Source organism: Microbacterium sp. XT11 (assembly GCF_001513675.1).
GTDB lineage: Bacteria > Actinomycetota > Actinomycetes > Actinomycetales > Microbacteriaceae > Microbacterium.
On record NZ_CP013859.1, the window covers coordinates 242,969 to 258,931 of the forward strand.

The following is a 15,963-nucleotide window of genomic DNA, read 5'->3' on the forward strand; positions in this document are numbered from 1 at the left end:
GACCCTCGCGACCGCACCGGCCATGCCGACGGGGGCGAAGTCCGGGCGATTACGATCGAAGGTGCCAGCCCGCAGGAAGGTCCGCCATGCCCGACTCCACCTCCGCCATCGCCCACGCCGAGGACCTCGCCGACTTCGTGGCCTCCTCACCGTCGAGCTATCACGCCTCGGCGGAGGCCGCGCGCCGCCTCGAAGACGCGGGGTTCACGCGCCTCGACGAACACGAGGAGTGGCCGGAGCAGCGCGGCGGACGGTTCGTCGTGGTGCGTGACGGAGCAGCGATCGCGTGGACGGTTCCCGCGCGCGCGGCCGCGACGACGCCCGCGCACATCCTCGGCGCGCACACCGACTCCCCCGGATTCAAGCTCAAGCCGCAGCCCAGCACCGGCACGAAGGGGTGGCTGCAGGCCGCGGTGGAGGTCTACGGCGGCCCTCTGCTGAACTCCTGGCTCGACCGTGAGCTGCGGCTCGCCGGCCGCCTCGCGCTCGCCGACGGACGCGTCGTGCTGGCCGACACGGGTGCGCTGCTGCGGCTCCCCCAGCTCGCGGTGCACCTCGACCGCGAAGCCAACACCGGCCTGGCGCTCGACAAGCAGTTCCAGACGCAGCCGGTATGGGGGCTCGGCGACGCCGACCAGGCCGACATCCTCGCCGAGCTCGCGGCGTCGGCGGGCGTCTCGGCGACCGAGATCCGCGGGTACGACGTCGTCGTCGCGGATGCCGCGCGCGGTTCGATCTTCGGCAAGGACGACGCCTTCTTCGCCTCCGGCCGCCTCGACGACCTCGCCTCCGCGCACGCGGGCGTCGTCGCGCTGCAGGCGCACGCGGACGCAGCGGGCGACGACGGCCCGGTCGCCGTGCTCGCGGCGTTCGACCACGAGGAGCTCGGTTCGGCGTCACGCTCCGGTGCCGCCGGCCCCTTCCTCGAGGACGTGCTCGAGCGCGTGTACGCCGGCCTTGGCGCCGACTCCTCCGAGCGGCGGCGCGCCGCCGCGGCATCCTGGTGCCTGTCGAGCGACGTCGGCCACTCCGTCCATCCGAACTACGTGCACAAGCACGACCCGGTCGTACAGCCCGTGCTCGGCTCCGGTCCGATCCTCAAGCTCAACGCCAACCAGCGCTATGCGACGGATGCCGTCGGCTCCGCGGCGTGGCGCTCGTGGTGCGACCGGGCAGAGGTGCGCACGCAGGAGTTCGTCTCGAACAACAACGTGCCGTGCGGGTCGACCATCGGCCCGATCACGGCGACCCGGCTGGGCATCCGCACCGTCGACGTCGGCATCCCGATCCTGTCGATGCACTCGGCGCGCGAACTCGCCGGCGTCTCCGATCTGCACGACCTGAGCCGAGTGGCCGGAGCGTTCTTCGCCGGCTGAGCCCGCGCGCCGTTCCGTGCCGCGGTGTCAGCGCTTGCGCGCCTTCGGGGTGGACGCTTCCGCGGGAAAAGCCATTCCGCATTTCCCCCGGCGCGACCGCTGCGGTGCCATCATGAGCACATGAGCGAAAGCAAGAGCGCCCTCGTCGAGCGCACCGGCATCGAGATCGTTCCCGAGTCCGAGCGCACGGCGTCTCCGCGCCACCTCTTCTGGCCCTGGTTCGCCGCGAACGTGTCGGTGTTCGGGATGTCGTACGGATCGTTCATCCTGGGCTTCGGCGTCTCGCTGTGGCAGGCCACCGTGGTCTCGGTGATCGGCATCGTCGTGTCGTTCCTGCTGTGCGGCCTCATCGCCATCGCGGGCAAGCGCGGCTCGGCGCCGACCATGGTGCTGTCGCGCGCGGCGTTCGGCGTGCAGGGGCAGAAGCTTCCAGGCATCGTGTCGTGGCTCACGTCGATCGGCTGGGAGACGTCGCTCGCGATCACGGCCGTGCTGGCGACCGGCACGATCCTCCGCGCGCTCGGCTGGGTCGACGGCGACGACACCGCCGTGAAGATCATCGCGACCGTCGCCGTCGCTGCGCTCATCGTGGCTGCCTCCGTGCTCGGCTACCACACGATCATGCGGCTGCAGTCGGTGCTGACCTGGCTCACGGGGATCATGACCGTGCTGTTCCTCGTGCTCACGCTCGGCTCCATCCGCTGGGACGTCGCCTTCTCCCGCCCCGACGGCACGTTCGCCCAGACGATCGGCGCGCTGGTCATGGTGATGACCGGATTCGGTCTCGGCTGGATCAACATCGCAGCCGACTGGTCGCGCTACCAGAAGCGCACGGCATCCGACGGCCAGATCGTGGCGTGGAACACGATCGGCGGCTCGGTCGCCCCGATCATCCTCGTGTTCTTCGGACTGCTGCTGGCCGGCTCCGACCAGGCGCTCATGGACGCCGTCGGCGCAGACCCCATCGGGGCGCTCGCCACGCTGCTGCCCACCTGGGCGCTGTTCCCCTTCCTCGTCGTCGCGATCCTCACCCTCGTGTCGGGCGCGGTGCTGGGGATCTACTCCTCCGGCCTCACGCTGCTGAGCCTCGGCATCCGCATCCCCCGCCCTGCCGCAGCCGGCATCGACGGCGTCATCCTCACCGCGGGCACGATCTTCGTGGTGTTCTTCGCGACGAGCTTCATCGGCCCCTTCCAGTCGTTCCTCATCACGCTCGGCGTGCCCATGGCATCGTGGGCCGGCATCCTCATCGCCGACGTGCTGCGACGCCGGAAGGACTACGACGAGGCGGCGCTCTTCGACGCGCGCGGACGCTACGGCGCCTTCGACTGGACCTCGATCGTCACGATGCTCGTGGCCACCGTCATCGGCTGGGGCTTCGTCATGAACCAGATCCCGGACACGCCGTGGAACGACTGGCAGGGGTACTTCCTCGACCTGTTCGGCTGGCGCGACGACTGGGGCTACGCGAACCTCGGCGTTCTCTTCGCGCTCGTGCTGTCGTTCATCGTGACGTGGTTCGCGAGGGCGGCGACCATCAGGCGCCAGGAGCAGGAGGCGTGAGCGAGGCTCCTCACCAGGCCGCGGAGCAGCCGGAGCGAGAAGACGCCTGGCTGGTCGTCATCGACCCGCAGCACATCTTCGCGTCCCCCGACTCGGCCTGGGGCTCGCCGTTCTTCGCCGAGACGATGCCGCGCATCCGCTCCCTCGCCGACGCGTTCGGTGACCGCGTGATCGTGACGCGGTGGATGCCGACGGCCGACCGCTCGACCTCGTGGGGCGACTACTTCGCCGCCTGGCCCTTCGCCGACCGGCCGGCGACCGACCCGCTGTACGACCTCGTGCCCGAAGCCGCTGCGCTGTCTCCGCTGCCGACGCTCGACCTGCCGACCTTCGGCAAGTGGGGGCCGGCGCTGGAGGAGATCGTCGGGCGCGGTGCGCGCGTCGTGCTGGCGGGGGTGTCGACGGACTGCTGCGTGCTGTCTACCGCGCTGGCTGCGGCGGACGCCGGTGCGCGCGTGACCCTCGCCGCCGACGCGTGCGCGGGCTCGACGGCCGAGAACCACGCGGCCGCCCTGCACGTGATGGGACTGTACCCGCCGCAGATCACCGTGTCCGATACGGCGACCGTTGCCGGAATGCTGGCACACTGATGCCGGAGGGGGTTCCATCACCATGAGCGCACACGCCGACGACGCCGCAGCCGACCGCCAGCGCAGGAAGCGCCATCGAGGCCGCACAGCACTCCTGGTCATCGTGATCGTGGTCGTGCTGGCGGTGCTCGTCGGCATGATCACGCCGTGGCCGTCGGCGATGCTCATCCGCGCGGTCTTCACGAAGGGCGGCGACGAGACCGTCGCCGAGATGAAGAAGCACGTGCCCGACACGAAGCTCACCGAGAAGCTCGACGTGTCGTACGGAGACGACGGCGCGGACACCACGATGGACGTCTTCTCACCGGCATCCGCCACCGGCCCGCTGCCCACGGTCGTGTGGATCCACGGGGGCGCCTGGATCTCGGGTTCCAAGGAGAACGTCGCCCCGTACCTGCGCATCCTCGCGGGTGAGGGCTACACGACCATCGGCGTCAATTACACGCTCGGCCCCGAGGGCGTGTACCCGCTCGCGGTGAACCAGCTCAACGAAGCTCTGGCATACATCGACGAGCACGCCGATGCGCTGGGCGTCGACCCCGCGCAGATCGTCATCGCCGGCGACTCCGCGGGCGGGCAGCTCGCGAGCCAGATGGCGACCCTCATCACGAGCCCCGACTACGCCGAGATCATGGGCATCGAGCCGGCACTGAAGGCCGAGCAGCTCGTCGGCACCGTGCTCAACTGCGGCGTCTACGACCTCGCCGCGCTCGCCCGCCTCGACGGCATCCTCGGCTGGGGCTTCAAGTCGTCCATGTGGGCGTACTCCGGCACGCGCACGTGGGCCGAGGACGCGACGGGGGCGACCATGTCGACGATCGACTGGGTCACCGCCGACTTCCCGCCCACCTACATCTCCGGGGGCAACGGCGACGGGCTGACGTGGCTGCAGTCGATCCCGCTGTCGCAGCGGCTGGACGAGCTCGGCGTCGAGGTCACGACGCTCTTCTGGCCGGCCCCGCACGAGCCGAAGCTGCCGCACGAGTACCAGTTCCACCTCGACCTCCCCGAGGCCAAGACGGCGCTGGAGAAGACGCTCGACTTCCTCGCGGCGCACACGACGCGTCCCTGACGACGGACGCGCCGGATGCCGACGGCCGACGCCCGGCCGCCGGCTACTTCATGGTGTCGAGGATGCCGACGAGGTCGTCGAAGGTGGTGAGCGGATTGAGGATCGCGAACCGGGTGTTCGGGCGTCCCGCGTGCGAGCTGGGCACCACGAACGCGCGCTGCGAGTCGAGCAGCTCGTCGGACCAGCGGTCGTAGTCGGCGCGCTCCCATCCGTTGCGCTCGAACACGACGACCGACAGCTGCGGGTCGCGCACGAGAGTGAGCTCGGGCCGGCGGGCGATCTCCTCCGCGATGCGCGCGGCGAGCGCGATGGTCGCGCTCACGGCTTCGCGATACGCCGTGACGCCGTAGGTGGCGAGCGAGAACCACAGCGGCAGGCCGCGCGGACGCCGGGTGAGCTGGATCGAGTAGTCCGACGGGTTGAAGTCGTCGGCATCCGTCAGCGTGTCGAGGTACTCGGCGTGCTGTGTGTGGGCTCGTCGCGCGCCGTCGGGGTCGCGGTACAGCAGCGCGCAGCAGTCGAACGGAGCGAACAGCCACTTGTGCGGGTCGACGATGAGCGAGTCCGCACGCTCGACACCCGCGAAGAGGTGGCGCGCCTCGGGGGCGAGCATGGCGGTGAGCCCGTAGGCGCCGTCGATGTGCAGCCAGAAGTCGAACTCGTCCTTGAGCGCCGCGATGCCGGCGATGTCGTCGACGATGCCGAAGTTCGTCGATCCGGCGGTGGCCACCACCGCGCAGATCTCGTCTCCGTGCGCTGCCAGGACCTCGCGCACCCCGTCGGCACGCAGCCTGCCGTCCGCGCCGGCCGGCACCAGCAGGATGTCGGCATCCATCACCTTGGCCGCCGATCTGTTCGACGAGTGCGCCTCGGTGCTGCACACGATCTTCCAGCGCTTCGGGAGCTCGCGCCCCGCCGCCGTCAGGCGCTCCTTCGCGGCCTCCCGCGCGGCGACGAGCGCCGACAGGTTGCCGATCGTGCCGCCCTGCACGAACACGCCGCCCGCGGTCTCGGGCAGCCCGAACTCACGCGCGAGGAAGGCCAGCACCTCGTTCTCAGCGTGCACGGCACCCGCGCCCTCGACCCAGCTGCCGCCGTAGAGGCCGGATGCCGACACCACGAGGTCGAACGCGATCGCCGCCATGGTCGGGGCGGTGGGGATGAACGACAGGTACTGCGGGTGGCTCGTGGTCAGGCACGCCGGTGCGAGCACGTGCTCGAAGGTCGCGAGGGCGCGGGAGGCGCCGAGCCCCTCGTCGGTGATCGTGCCGCCGCCGGTGAGCCGCTTCAGCTCGGCGGGCGTCTGCGGTTTGTCGAGCGGCACGTCGGTGGCCAGCATCCGCCGCCGGGAGTAGTCGAGCACCGCGTCGACGATGGCCGTCGACTCAGCCGATGCGGCGTGCATGCGATCAGCGGCCATGCGCTGTTCCTCTCGTGTTGTTCGGGTGGGGGTCACGGGTGCGAGGCATCAGGCGAGCACCGCGCTGAGGGTGCGCCTTGCCAGTTCCGACCGGTCGCGCGGCGCCCACTTCACGAGCGAGTGCGCGCTCATGCCGTCGACGAGGGCGAGCAGCAGCCAGGCTGCGGGCTCCGGGTCGACGGTGCCGTGGCTGGCGCGACGGATGACGTCTTCGAGGCCGCTTTGCCACAGGTCCATCTCGGCGCGCACGCGCCGGCCGAGGGCCTCGTTGCGTGCGCCGAGAGACCACGACTGCGCCCAGACGATCGCGGCGTCGTCGCGGCTGTCGTCGAGCAGGGTCTCGATGAGGCGCTGCAGGTTCTCGCGCAGATCGCCCGTCACCTCGACATCGCCGAGCACCTCATCACGCTCCGCGGCCACGATCTCGCCGAAGACGTCGGCGACGAACTCGTCCATGACCGGGCGGTAGTGGGCGACCAGCGCGGGCGTGACCCCCACGCGTGCGGCCACGGCGCGCACCGTGAGCGCTTCGAGCCCCTGCTCCCGGGCGAGCGCCACCGCGCCCTCGACGATGGTGCGCTCGCGCTCCTCCGGCGGGAGGCGTCGCGGGCGCTGCGCTCTTGACGTCGTGTTCATCACGGGATACCGTAACACTTGTTGGCCACCTGTTCAATAGTGTGGATCGGAATCGCGGTCCGCCGCTTGGCCGGCAGCGAGGAGAACCCCATGACGTGGCGAATGCCCGCCGAGACCGCACGGCACGACCGCACCTGGATGGCCTTCCCCGTCGAGGGCCAGACCCTCGGCGACAGCGCCGCCGAGCGCGAGGAGGGCTACGCCACCTGGACGGCCGTCGCCCACGCGGTCGCCGAGTTCGAGCCCGTGTCGATGCTCGTCGACCCGAGCGAGCTCGACCACGCCCGCCGCATGCTCAGCGGCGACATCGAGATCATCGAGGCGCCCGTCGACGAGTTCTGGATGCGCGACTCCGGCCCCACGTTCGTGCTCGGCGACGACGGCAGGCTCGGAGCGGTCGACTGGATCTTCAACGGCTGGGGCTCACCCGCCTGGGCGGAGTGGACCAAGGCCGCACAGCACGCGCGCCTCATCGCCGAGGCCACCGGCGCGGAGCTCGTCAGCTCGGCCCTCGTCAACGAGGGCGGCGGCATCCACGTCGACGGCGAGGGAACCGTGCTGCTCACCGAGACCGTGCAGCTCGACCCCCGCCGCAACCCCTACGCCGACAGGCAGCGCGTCGAGGCCGAGATGGCGCGCACGATCGGCGCGACCACCGCCGTCTGGCTGCCGCGCGGCCTCACCCGCGACTACGACGACTTCGGCACGAACGGCCACGTCGACATCGTCGCCACGATCCCCTCCCCCGGACGCCTCCTGCTGCACGCGCAGCAGAACCCCGAGCACCCCGATCACGCCGTGATCCGCGAGCTGCGCGCCCACCTGGCGCAGCAGACGGATGCCGCCGGCCGCCGCTTCGAGATCGTCGACCTCCCCGCGCCCTCCACGCTGCGCGACGACGAGGGCTTCGTGGACTGGAGCTACGTCAACCACCTCGTCACGAACGACGGCGTCGTCGCGTGCGGCTTCGGCGACGAGCAGGCGGATGCCGCTGCGCGCTCGATCCTCTCCGACGTCTACCCCGGACGCCGGGTGGTCACGGTCGACGCCCGTCCGCTGTTCGACCGCGGCGGCGGCATCCACTGCATCACGCAGCAGCAGCCCTCTGCGGAGGTGGCGTGATGATCGAGGTGTACGAGGCCTCCATCGCCGACCTCCGCGCCGCACTCGAGTCGGGCGCCACGACCGCGGTCGAGCTCGTCGACGCGTACCTCGCCCGCATCGCGGCCTACGACGGCCCCGGCACCGCGACCGCGCTCAACGCCGTCGTGGTGCCGAATCCCGCCGCCCGCGACGAGGCCGCAGCCTCCGACGCACGCCGCGCGGCCGGCGAGACGCTCGGCCCGCTCGACGGCATCCCCTACACCGCCAAGGACAGCTACCTCGTGAAGGGGCTCACGGCGGCATCCGGCAGCCCCGCGTTCGCCGATCTCGTCGCGCAGCGCGACGCCTTCACGATCGAGCGGCTGCGGGCGGGCGGCGCGATCTGCCTCGGGCTGACGAACATGCCGCCGATGGCCAACGGCGGCATGCAGCGCGGTGTCTACGGACGCGCCGAGAGCCCCTACAACGCCGACTACCTCACGGCGCCGTTCGCCTCGGGCTCCTCGAACGGCTCCGGAACCGCGACCGCGGCGAGCTTCGCGGCCTTCGGCCTCGGCGAGGAGACGTGGTCGAGCGGCCGCGGGCCCGCCACGAACAACGCGCTCTGCGCCTACACCCCCTCGCGGGGCGTGATCTCGACCCGCGGCAACTGGCCGCTCGTGCCGACGATGGACGTCGTCGTGCCGCACACCAGGACCATGGCCGACCTGCTCGAGGTGCTCGACGTGATCGTCGCCGACGACGCCGAGACCCGCGGCGACTTCTGGCGCGCGCAGCCGTGGGTGCCGCTGCCGGCGGCATCCGCCGTGCGTCCGCCGTCGTACCCGGCGATCGCGGGGTCGGCGTCGCTGGCCGGCATCCGTATCGGCATCCCCCGCATGTACATCAACGCGGATCCGGATGCCGGCACGGCCGAGCATCCGGGCATCGGCGGCCCGACCGGGCAGCGCATCGAGACGCGCGCATCCGTGATCGCGCGCTGGGAGGCCGCCCGCCGCGACCTCGAGGCCGCCGGGGCGACCGTGGTCGAGGTCGACTTCCCCGTCGTCTCGAACTACGAGGGCGACCGGCCGGGCGCTCCGACGATCGCGACGCGCGGGCTGGTGTCACCCGAGTTCCTTCGCCGCGAGATCGTCGATCTGTCGGCGTGGGCGTGGGAGGACTTCCTGCAGGCCAACGGCGACCCGGCGCTCTCGACCCTCGCCGACGTGGACGGCACGACGATCTTCCCGCATCCCCAGGGGGCGCTTCCCGACCGCTACACCGGCTTCGACGACGACATCGCCGAGTACCCGGCGTGGGTGCGCGCGAACCCGGGCGTCGGATTCCTCGATATGCCGGAGCTCGCCGACGGGCTTCGCGGCCTGGAGGAGACGCGGCGCCTCGACCTGGAGCAGTGGATGGACGGGCTCGGCCTCGACGCGGTGGTGTTCCCCGCCGTGGCCGACGTGGGTCCTGCCGACATGGACGTGAACCCGGCATCCGCCGACCTGGGCTGGCGCAACGGCACCTGGATCGCCAACGGCAACCTCATGGTGCGCCACCTCGGCGTGCCCACGGTGACGGTGCCGATGGGGCTCATGGACGACATCGGGATGCCGATCGGCCTCACCTTCGCGGGCCGCGCCTACGACGACACCCGGTTGCTCGCCCTCGCGTGCGCGTTCGAGGCTGCCGGCGCTCCCGGCTCGCGCCGCACTCCCCCGCCGCGCACCCCCCGCCTCTGAGGCGCCCCGCGACGACGCCGATACCCGAACATTTCACCATTGTGACGGGCGACACGATGGTGATATGTTCGGGCGCATGAGCACCGAGAACGAGCGCGCCCTCGAAGAGGGCATCGTCACCGACCTGTCCGGCCGCATGACCTACGGCTCGTACCTCGGGCTCGACCGGCTGCTCTCGGCGCAGCATCCGATCAGCGTGCCCGAGCACCACGACGAGATGCTGTTCATCATCCAGCACCAGACCACCGAGCTGTGGCTCAAGCAGGTGCTGCACGAGCTGTCGTCGGCACGGACGCTGCTGGCGAGCGACGACCTGCGCGAAGCGCTCAAGCGCATCGCGCGCGTCAAGAAGATCCAAGACGTCATGACGCAGCAGTGGTCGGTGCTCGCCACGCTCACTCCTACCGAGTACGCGCAGTTCCGCGGGTTTCTCGGCAACTCCTCCGGATTCCAGTCCGTGCAGTACCGGGCCGTGGAGTTCGCACTGGGCAACAAGAACGAGAAGATGCTCGGGGTCTTCCGCGACCACCCCGCGAACCTCGCTCTGCTCACCGCCGAGTGGGAGCGCCCGACGCTCTACGACGAGTTCCTGCGCTTCGCCGCCCGCCGCGGACTGCCGGTGCCCGCCGAGATCCTCGACCGCGACGTGCGGCAGCCGTATCGCGAGACCCCGGAGCTCGTGCCGGCCATCCGCGAGATCTACCAGGATCCGCAGCACCACTGGGACCTCTACGAGGCCTGCGAAGACCTCGTCGACCTGGAGGACAACTTCCAGTTCTGGCGCTTCCGGCACCTGAAGACCGTCGCCCGCACGATCGGCAACAAGGTCGGCACCGGCGGCTCCAGCGGCGTGGGCTTCCTGCAGCGCGCGCTCGACCTGACGTTCTTCCCCGAGCTCTACACGGTGCGCACGGAGATCGGCGCCTGATGCGGGCCGCCCGGTTCTTCGACGGAGAGCGGTGGCGCGACGGCACGCTCGTCGACGTCGACGGACGGATGCTCGTGCGCGACGAGCCGCCGGCGCCGGGGACGCCGCGCCTCGACGGCGTGGTGGTCGGCGGCTTCACCGACCACCACGTGCACCTGCAGCTCGTCGACGCGGCCCTGCTCGCCGGCTCGAGGCTCGGCCGCGTCATCGATCTCGGCGGCGACCCCGCGGTGCTCTTGTCGTATCGCGACCCCCGGTCGTTGAGCGAGGAGCGCAGCGACGAGACGAAACGTGCCGCGCGCACCGCGATCGCGGTCGAGTTCGCCGGCGCCTTCCTCACACCCCAGGGCGGCTACCCGTCCGACCGCTCGTGGGCGCCCGCCGGCTCTGTGCGCGAGATCGCGACGGCGGCGGATGCCGCGAGCGCGGTGGCCGAGATGGCGGATGCCGGAGCATCCTGCATCAAGGTCGCGAGCAACAGCACCGCGGGCCCGGTGTTCGACGACGACCTGTTCCGCGCGATCGTCGCCGCGGCCGGTGAGCAGGGACTCCCCGTCGTCGCGCACGCCGAGGGCGCCGGACAGGCGCAGCGCGCCGCACGGCTCGGGGCATCGACGCTCGCCCACGCGCCGTTCACCGAGCGGCTGACCGACGACGAGATCGTCGAGCAGGCGGCATCCGTGTCGTGGATCTCCACGCTCGCGATCCACGACAGCGCAGCCGGGGCCATCGCCGTCGACAACGTCCGCCGGTTCCTCGCCGCCGGCGGCACGGTGCTCTACGGCACGGACATGGGCAACGGCCCCACCCCGGTCAACCTCAACGCGGTCGAGCTCGACCGCCTGCGCGAGGCAGGCCTCGACGGCGAGGCGCTGCTGCGCGCGCTCACCCCCGCCGATCCTCGCGATCCGGCATCCGTGCTCCTGCTGCTGCCCGATGAGACCTCCGACCCGCTCGATGCCAGACCCCTGGAAGGTGCGATATGACCGACCTGCTCGACGCCGCCCGCGACCTGGACGCCGCCGACCCGCTGCGCGCCCACCTCGACGCGTTCGCCGACGCCCCCGGCGTCATCGCCTACCTCGACGGCAACTCCCTCGGCCGTCCGCTGCGCGACACCGCCGAGAAGGTCGCGGCGTTCATCCGCCACGACTGGGGCACGCGCCTCATCCGCTCGTGGGACGAGCAGTGGATGGCGCTGCCCATGGAGCTGGGCGACCGCATCGGCGCGGTGACGCTCGGCGCGGCATCCGGGCAGACGATCGTCGCGGATTCCACGAGCGTTCTGATCTACAAGCTCATGCGCGCGGCCGTCGGCGCCGCTCAGGGCCGCACCGAGATCGTGATCGAGGCCGGCAACTTCCCCACCGACCGCTTCATGGCCGAGGGTGTGGCCGCCGAGACAGGCATGAGCGTAGTCTGGCTGGAGCCCGACCCCGTGCACGGTGTGACCGTCGCCGACGTCGAGGCGGCCGTGTCGGACCGCACGGCGCTGGTGTCGCTGAGCCACGTGGACTACCGCTCCGGTGCCCTCGCCGACATGCCGGCGATCACGGATGCCGCGCACGAGGCCGGCGCGCTGATGATGTGGGACCTGTGTCACTCGGTCGGCGTGATCCCGATGCAGCTGGACGCGTGGGGCGTCGACATGGCGGTCGGCTGCACGTACAAGTACCTCAACGGCGGCCCCGGCTCGCCCGCGTTCGCCTACCTCCGCCGCGAGCACCAGGGGCTTCTGCGGCAGCCCATCCAGGGCTGGTGGAGCGCCGCCGACATCTTCGCGATGGGCCCGTCGTACGAGCCGGCAGGCGACATCCGCCAGCTGCTCAGCGGCACGCCGCCCGTCATGTCGATGCTCGCGATGCAGGGGATGCTCGACCTCATCGAGCAGGCGACGATCGAGGGCGTCCGGGCGAAGTCGCTCTCGCTCACCGACCTGGCAGTCCGTGCCTACGACGAGGCGCTGGCGCCGCTCGGCGTGCGACTGCTCAGCCCGCGCGACGCCGGCGCGCGCGGAGGCCACGTGACGATCGGGCATCCGGACTTCCGTGAGGTCACGCAGAGCCTGTGGTCGGAGGGGATCATCCCGGACTTCCGCTTCCCCGACGGCATCCGCCTCGGCCTCTCGCCGCTGAGCACCTCGCACGTCGAGACCGTGACGGGAGTGCTCGCCGTGCGCGACGCCATCGCACGCCGGTCATGACGCCCGATCCCGGCGTCCCGGAGGTCGTGCTCGACGACATCGACGCGCGCCCCGGCAGCACGGCCTCGCTGCTGCGGACGGTCATCGGACTGTATCTGCGTCCGCTCGGCGGGTGGGTACCGGCATCCGTTCTCGTCGCGCTCGCCGGCGACCTCGGAATCCCGCAGGCCCAGGCGCGCACCGGCATCACGCGGCTGAAGCAGAAGGGGCTGCTGCTCGCCGAGCGCGACGGGGTGAGCGGATACCGGCTCAATCCCGCGGCCCTGCCGATGCTCGAGCGCGGCGATCGGCGCATCTTCCAGGTGCGGACGATGACGGATGCCGATCCCTGGTGCCTCGTGTCGTTCTCGATCCCGGAGAGCGCCCGCAGCGTGCGGCATCAGCTTCGCCGTCGACTGCAGTGGATCGGTGCGGGCGTCGTGTCCCCGGCGCTGTGGATCTGCCCCGGGCACCTGCAGGACGAGGTCGAGCAGATCCTCGCCGAGCTGGGCGCGCGCGAATGGGCGACGCTGTTCCAGGCGTCTGCGCCCTCACCCGCGGGAACGCTGCGCGACGCGGCCGCGGCCTGGTGGGACCTGGAGTCCCTGCGGCGGGAGCATGTGGCGTTCCAGAGCTCGCTCGCCGCGCTGCCCGATGAGCCGTTCGCGGCCTACGTGCGCCTGATCGACGCGTGGCGGGTGCTGCCGTACGTCGATCCGGGGCTCCCGCCGTCGATGCTTCCGCCCGACTGGCCCGGCGCGCGCAGCATCGAGACGTTCGACCGCCTTTCCGCTGCGCTCGCCGAGCAGGCCCTGGCTCACGTGCGGCGGGTCGCCCTCGACCTTCGAGTCGCATGACTTGCCCCTTCCCGGGCGATTTCGGGGCAGATCATGCGACTCGAAACCCGGGCAGGCGTCAGCCGGCCACCGCGCCGAGGAACGCCGACACGTGCTCCTGCAGCTTCAGGATGCGCAGCTCGCGCGCGAGCTCGCGGTCGTAGCCGGGGTACGCGAGCGGCGGCAGCTTGCGCACGTTGTGCGAGCACTCGAACGCGGCGCACGTGAGCGTGCCGACGGTGTCGCCCTTGCGCCCCGCCGGGCCGGCCTTGCGTGCGACGTAGAGCTGCACGTCGGCGCGCAGCGTGACGTCCTCGCACCACGTGCACTGCGCACGCGCGAGCACCCGCTGCTCGGCGCGCTGCAGCAGGACGCCGACGAGCTCCTCGTCACGCCATGCCACGACATAGGCGCGGCGCGGGGCCTTCGGGTCGGTCCAGCCGAGGAAGTCGAGCTTCTCGAAATCGAGATCGGCGAAGCCGGCGGGGAGGATGAGGGCGGAGACCTCCTTGCGGGTGGCGTTGATGAAGGAGGCGCGGATGGCGCGCTCGTCGATGGGACGCATGATGCGGTCGCTTTCGTGATGGTCGCCGGAACGGCGGGTCGATGAGGGAAGCGGCATCCGACCGGAGCGGATGCCGGGTATGACGGATCACCGGGGACGGGAGTTCCGCCTCCGGCCGATGGTCAGCCTCTGCCCGCGGCGCTGAACGCGCCTGCGGCTCCGTTCCGCGCCACGGGGGCGCTCATCGACGACAGCACCCCACGATACTACTCCTTTGTTTCGTCGCGTGTCGCCTCGCCTTCTGTCCGGCGCGAGCGCGACCTACTCTTGCCTGAACGATCGCGACGCCGTCGCGTCTGACGAAGGAGAACCCGTGTCCACGCCGCTGAACCGCCTGTCGCCCCTCCCGGTGCGAGAGCGTGCGGCGTGCATGTGCGCACAGGGCGGGACGTGCTCGTCGTTCGCGGCCGGACACGCGCTGCACCTGATCCAGGCGCGCCTCGCGTCGGCGACCCCGGCCGGCTGGATCGACGGCATCGTCGAGCAGGCGGATGCCGTGACCGGCGACCTGCTCGTTCGCACGCTCGACGGCGCGGCGCACGCGCTGTGGAACGGCTCCGGTGCCGCACTCGAGGCGTCAGAGGGCACGCCCGTCGCCCTGCACGAGCAATACGGCGTGCTGGCGGTCGGCCGCACGCAGTTCAACGTCGCCGCGGTCTGAGACCGCTCCCGGCCTCGGCTCAGGCCGCGGCCCGCAGCATGTCCTTCATGGCGGAGCATGCGTCCATGCATGCCTGGCACGACTGAGCGCACATGCGGCACACGTCGCTGTGATCGGCGTGGGTCATGCACATGTCCATGCACGTCTGGCACATCGCGATGCAGGCATCGAGCATCGCCATCATCGACGCGGGCGTCATCCCCTGCATCCGCATCATCGCGCGCATCATCGTGTTGCACATGTCGGCGCAGTTCATGCACGCCGGCGCGCAGTCCATCATCTGGGTCGAGCACACCGTACAGGCCTGCTCGCACGCCGCGCAGGCGTCCATGCAGGCCTGCATCACGGCCATGTCCATCATCGCCGTGTCGGGCATCGACAGCATGTTCTTCGACATGGCGCCCATCATCATCGAGTCCATCGCACACCGCTTCCGTCGTCGAGTCGGCGGGCGGGACCGCCCGCTTGACGCCAGAGTAGTCCTCCGGCACGTCGGCGTCGATGGCCGCCGCATGCCCCGCCCCGCCACGCCCCGCGCGCACTGCGCCCGCGCCCTTCGCGCACCGCGCCCGCACTGCGCGCGTGTAGCGACGACGTGGTGCCGTGTCAATCCCGTGGCCGGGGCGCCCGTGCGATGCGAGGGTGGACCCGTTCCATCGAGGACTCAGGAGAGGAGCACGACATGAGCGTCGGAGACGACATCAAGAACGCTGCCGAGAAGATGGCCGGCAAGGTCAAGGAGGGTGTCGGCAAGGCCACCGACAACGAGCACCTCGAGAACGAGGGCCGGATGGACCAGACCAAGGCCTCGGCCAAGCAGGCCGCAGAAGATGTGAAGGACGCCGCGAAGGACGCGGGCGACGGCCTGAAGGACGCCGGTCGCAACGCGCGCGACGCGTTCGAGCACTGAGCTGTCCCGTGCGGCCGTCCCGATCCGGGGCGGCCGCACGGACGGGGCCGGTCGTCCCGGTGAGGGCGGCCGCGCGAACAGGGCCGACAGGAAGGACAGGGCCGACAGGAAGGCGGAGGACCATGCCAGGACGACGGAACAGCTCGCTGAAGGATCCCGAGCTCTACGAGGAGCTTCGGGACGACGGCGCGTCGAAGGAGAAGGCCGCGCGCATCTCGAACGCGGCGGCGCGCGACGGGCGCAGCACGGTCGGCCGCCGCGGCGGTGAACACGGCGATTACGAGGACTGGACGGTCGACGAGCTGAAGAAGCGGGCGAAGGAGCTGGGTCTCTCCGGCTACAGCAGCATGCGCAAGGCCGAGCTGATCTCGGCTCTGAGAGACCATTAGGGCG

General features: G+C 71.0%; 17 protein-coding genes. 13 read left to right on the forward strand and 4 right to left on the reverse strand.

From position 1 onward, the window contains the following. The first annotated feature begins 86 nt into the window (after positions 1-86). From AB663_RS01270 to AB663_RS01285, 4 genes are all read left to right on the forward strand, one after another. Positions 87-1,376 carry a M18 family aminopeptidase gene (locus AB663_RS01270; protein WP_067194818.1) on the forward strand — a complete coding sequence of 430 codons (1,290 nt, stop codon included), beginning with the start codon at positions 87-89 and terminating at the stop codon, positions 1,374-1,376. Positions 1,377-1,496: 120 nt separating this feature from the next. Further along, on the forward strand, positions 1,497-2,939 hold the full coding sequence (locus tag AB663_RS01275; protein ID WP_067194820.1) for a purine-cytosine permease family protein: 1,443 nt from the start codon (positions 1,497-1,499) through the stop codon (positions 2,937-2,939). Beyond that, on the forward strand, positions 2,936-3,529 hold the full coding sequence (locus tag AB663_RS01280; RefSeq protein WP_067194823.1) for a cysteine hydrolase family protein: 594 nt from the start codon (positions 2,936-2,938) through the stop codon (positions 3,527-3,529). The genes AB663_RS01275 and AB663_RS01280 overlap by 4 nt, the downstream gene beginning before the upstream one ends. 22 nt (positions 3,530-3,551) lie before the next feature. Next, complete coding sequence (locus tag AB663_RS01285; protein WP_067194826.1) at positions 3,552-4,601, forward strand: alpha/beta hydrolase; 1,050 nt, start codon at positions 3,552-3,554, stop codon at positions 4,599-4,601. A 43-nt stretch (positions 4,602-4,644) separates the two neighbouring features. Here the strand turns inward: AB663_RS01285 and AB663_RS01290 are convergent, their stop codons facing one another. Both AB663_RS01290 and AB663_RS01295 read right to left on the reverse strand, forming a co-directional pair. Continuing rightward, the gene (locus AB663_RS01290) at positions 4,645-6,021 is read right to left on the reverse strand and encodes a pyridoxal phosphate-dependent decarboxylase family protein (RefSeq protein WP_067194829.1); all 1,377 of its coding nucleotides are present in this window, start codon (positions 6,019-6,021) and stop codon (positions 4,645-4,647) included. Positions 6,022-6,069: 48 nt separating this feature from the next. Next, complete coding sequence (locus AB663_RS01295; protein ID WP_067194832.1) at positions 6,070-6,657, reverse strand: TetR/AcrR family transcriptional regulator; 588 nt, start codon at positions 6,655-6,657, stop codon at positions 6,070-6,072. Positions 6,658-6,747: 90 nt separating this feature from the next. On the opposite strand from AB663_RS01295, the gene AB663_RS01300 reads away from it, so the two are divergent. From AB663_RS01300 to AB663_RS01325, 6 genes are all read left to right on the forward strand, one after another. Next, positions 6,748-7,779 carry an agmatine deiminase family protein gene (locus tag AB663_RS01300; protein WP_067194835.1) on the forward strand — a complete coding sequence of 344 codons (1,032 nt, stop codon included), beginning with the start codon at positions 6,748-6,750 and terminating at the stop codon, positions 7,777-7,779. Beyond that, positions 7,779-9,488, forward strand: coding sequence for an amidase (locus AB663_RS01305; protein WP_067194838.1), 1,710 nt, complete (start codon positions 7,779-7,781; stop codon positions 9,486-9,488). Before AB663_RS01300 ends, AB663_RS01305 begins: the two co-directional genes overlap by 1 nt. 76 nt (positions 9,489-9,564) lie before the next feature. Continuing rightward, a complete protein-coding gene (locus AB663_RS01310; protein ID WP_067201927.1) occupies positions 9,565-10,416 on the forward strand; it encodes a tryptophan 2,3-dioxygenase in 852 nt (283 codons plus the stop codon). Next, on the forward strand, positions 10,416-11,402 hold the full coding sequence (locus tag AB663_RS01315; RefSeq protein ID WP_067194841.1) for an amidohydrolase family protein: 987 nt from the start codon (positions 10,416-10,418) through the stop codon (positions 11,400-11,402). The genes AB663_RS01310 and AB663_RS01315 overlap by 1 nt, the downstream gene beginning before the upstream one ends. Further along, complete coding sequence (locus AB663_RS01320) at positions 11,399-12,619, forward strand: kynureninase (protein WP_067194844.1); 1,221 nt, start codon at positions 11,399-11,401, stop codon at positions 12,617-12,619. The genes AB663_RS01315 and AB663_RS01320 overlap by 4 nt, the downstream gene beginning before the upstream one ends. Next, on the forward strand, positions 12,616-13,455 hold the full coding sequence (locus AB663_RS01325) for a PaaX family transcriptional regulator (protein ID WP_067194846.1): 840 nt from the start codon (positions 12,616-12,618) through the stop codon (positions 13,453-13,455). Before AB663_RS01320 ends, AB663_RS01325 begins: the two co-directional genes overlap by 4 nt. 58 nt (positions 13,456-13,513) lie before the next feature. On the opposite strand, the gene AB663_RS01330 is transcribed toward AB663_RS01325, so the two are convergent. After that, positions 13,514-13,999: an FBP domain-containing protein gene (locus AB663_RS01330; protein ID WP_067194849.1), complete on the reverse strand. Its 486-nt coding sequence runs from the start codon at positions 13,997-13,999 to the stop codon at positions 13,514-13,516. A 313-nt stretch (positions 14,000-14,312) separates the two neighbouring features. On the opposite strand from AB663_RS01330, the gene AB663_RS01335 reads away from it, so the two are divergent. Beyond that, complete coding sequence (locus AB663_RS01335) at positions 14,313-14,660, forward strand: hypothetical protein (RefSeq protein WP_067194852.1); 348 nt, start codon at positions 14,313-14,315, stop codon at positions 14,658-14,660. Positions 14,661-14,679: 19 nt separating this feature from the next. Here AB663_RS01335 and AB663_RS01340 read toward each other — a convergent pair whose 3' ends face one another. Next, entirely contained in the window at positions 14,680-15,057 is a 378-nt protein-coding gene (locus tag AB663_RS01340; protein WP_232304598.1) for a hypothetical protein, read from the reverse strand. Positions 15,058-15,342: 285 nt separating this feature from the next. Here AB663_RS01340 and AB663_RS01345 point away from each other — a divergent pair, with 285 nt between their 5' ends. After that, complete coding sequence (locus tag AB663_RS01345) at positions 15,343-15,570, forward strand: CsbD family protein (protein WP_067194859.1); 228 nt, start codon at positions 15,343-15,345, stop codon at positions 15,568-15,570. A gap of 122 nt (positions 15,571-15,692) precedes the next feature. Beyond that, entirely contained in the window at positions 15,693-15,959 is a 267-nt protein-coding gene (locus AB663_RS01350) for a DUF7218 family protein (RefSeq protein ID WP_067194862.1), read from the forward strand. The last annotated feature ends 4 nt before the right edge of the window (positions 15,960-15,963 follow it).

Bases quoted from the DNA above. Each gene is read 5' to 3' on its own strand.
- AB663_RS01270 (WP_067194818.1), top strand. From the start codon at position 87: ATGCCCGACTCCACCTCCGCCATCGCCCACGCCGAGGACCTCGCCGAC.
- AB663_RS01275 (WP_067194820.1), top strand. From the start codon at position 1,497: ATGAGCGAAAGCAAGAGCGCCCTCGTCGAGCGCACCGGCATCGAGATC.
- AB663_RS01285 (WP_067194826.1), top strand. From the start codon at position 3,552: ATGAGCGCACACGCCGACGACGCCGCAGCCGACCGCCAGCGCAGGAAG.
- AB663_RS01290 (WP_067194829.1), bottom strand. From the start codon at position 6,021: ATGGCCGCTGATCGCATGCACGCCGCATCGGCTGAGTCGACGGCCATC.
- AB663_RS01295 (WP_067194832.1), bottom strand. From the start codon at position 6,657: ATGAACACGACGTCAAGAGCGCAGCGCCCGCGACGCCTCCCGCCGGAG.
- AB663_RS01300 (WP_067194835.1), top strand. From the start codon at position 6,748: ATGACGTGGCGAATGCCCGCCGAGACCGCACGGCACGACCGCACCTGG.
- AB663_RS01305 (WP_067194838.1), top strand. From the start codon at position 7,779: ATGATCGAGGTGTACGAGGCCTCCATCGCCGACCTCCGCGCCGCACTC.
- AB663_RS01310 (WP_067201927.1), top strand. From the start codon at position 9,565: ATGAGCACCGAGAACGAGCGCGCCCTCGAAGAGGGCATCGTCACCGAC.
- AB663_RS01315 (WP_067194841.1), top strand. From the start codon at position 10,416: ATGCGGGCCGCCCGGTTCTTCGACGGAGAGCGGTGGCGCGACGGCACG.
- AB663_RS01320 (WP_067194844.1), top strand. From the start codon at position 11,399: ATGACCGACCTGCTCGACGCCGCCCGCGACCTGGACGCCGCCGACCCG.
- AB663_RS01325 (WP_067194846.1), top strand. From the start codon at position 12,616: ATGACGCCCGATCCCGGCGTCCCGGAGGTCGTGCTCGACGACATCGAC.
- AB663_RS01330 (WP_067194849.1), bottom strand. From the start codon at position 13,999: ATGCGTCCCATCGACGAGCGCGCCATCCGCGCCTCCTTCATCAACGCC.
- AB663_RS01340 (WP_232304598.1), bottom strand. From the start codon at position 15,057: ATGTCGAAGAACATGCTGTCGATGCCCGACACGGCGATGATGGACATG.
- AB663_RS01345 (WP_067194859.1), top strand. From the start codon at position 15,343: ATGAGCGTCGGAGACGACATCAAGAACGCTGCCGAGAAGATGGCCGGC.
- AB663_RS01350 (WP_067194862.1), top strand. From the start codon at position 15,693: ATGCCAGGACGACGGAACAGCTCGCTGAAGGATCCCGAGCTCTACGAG.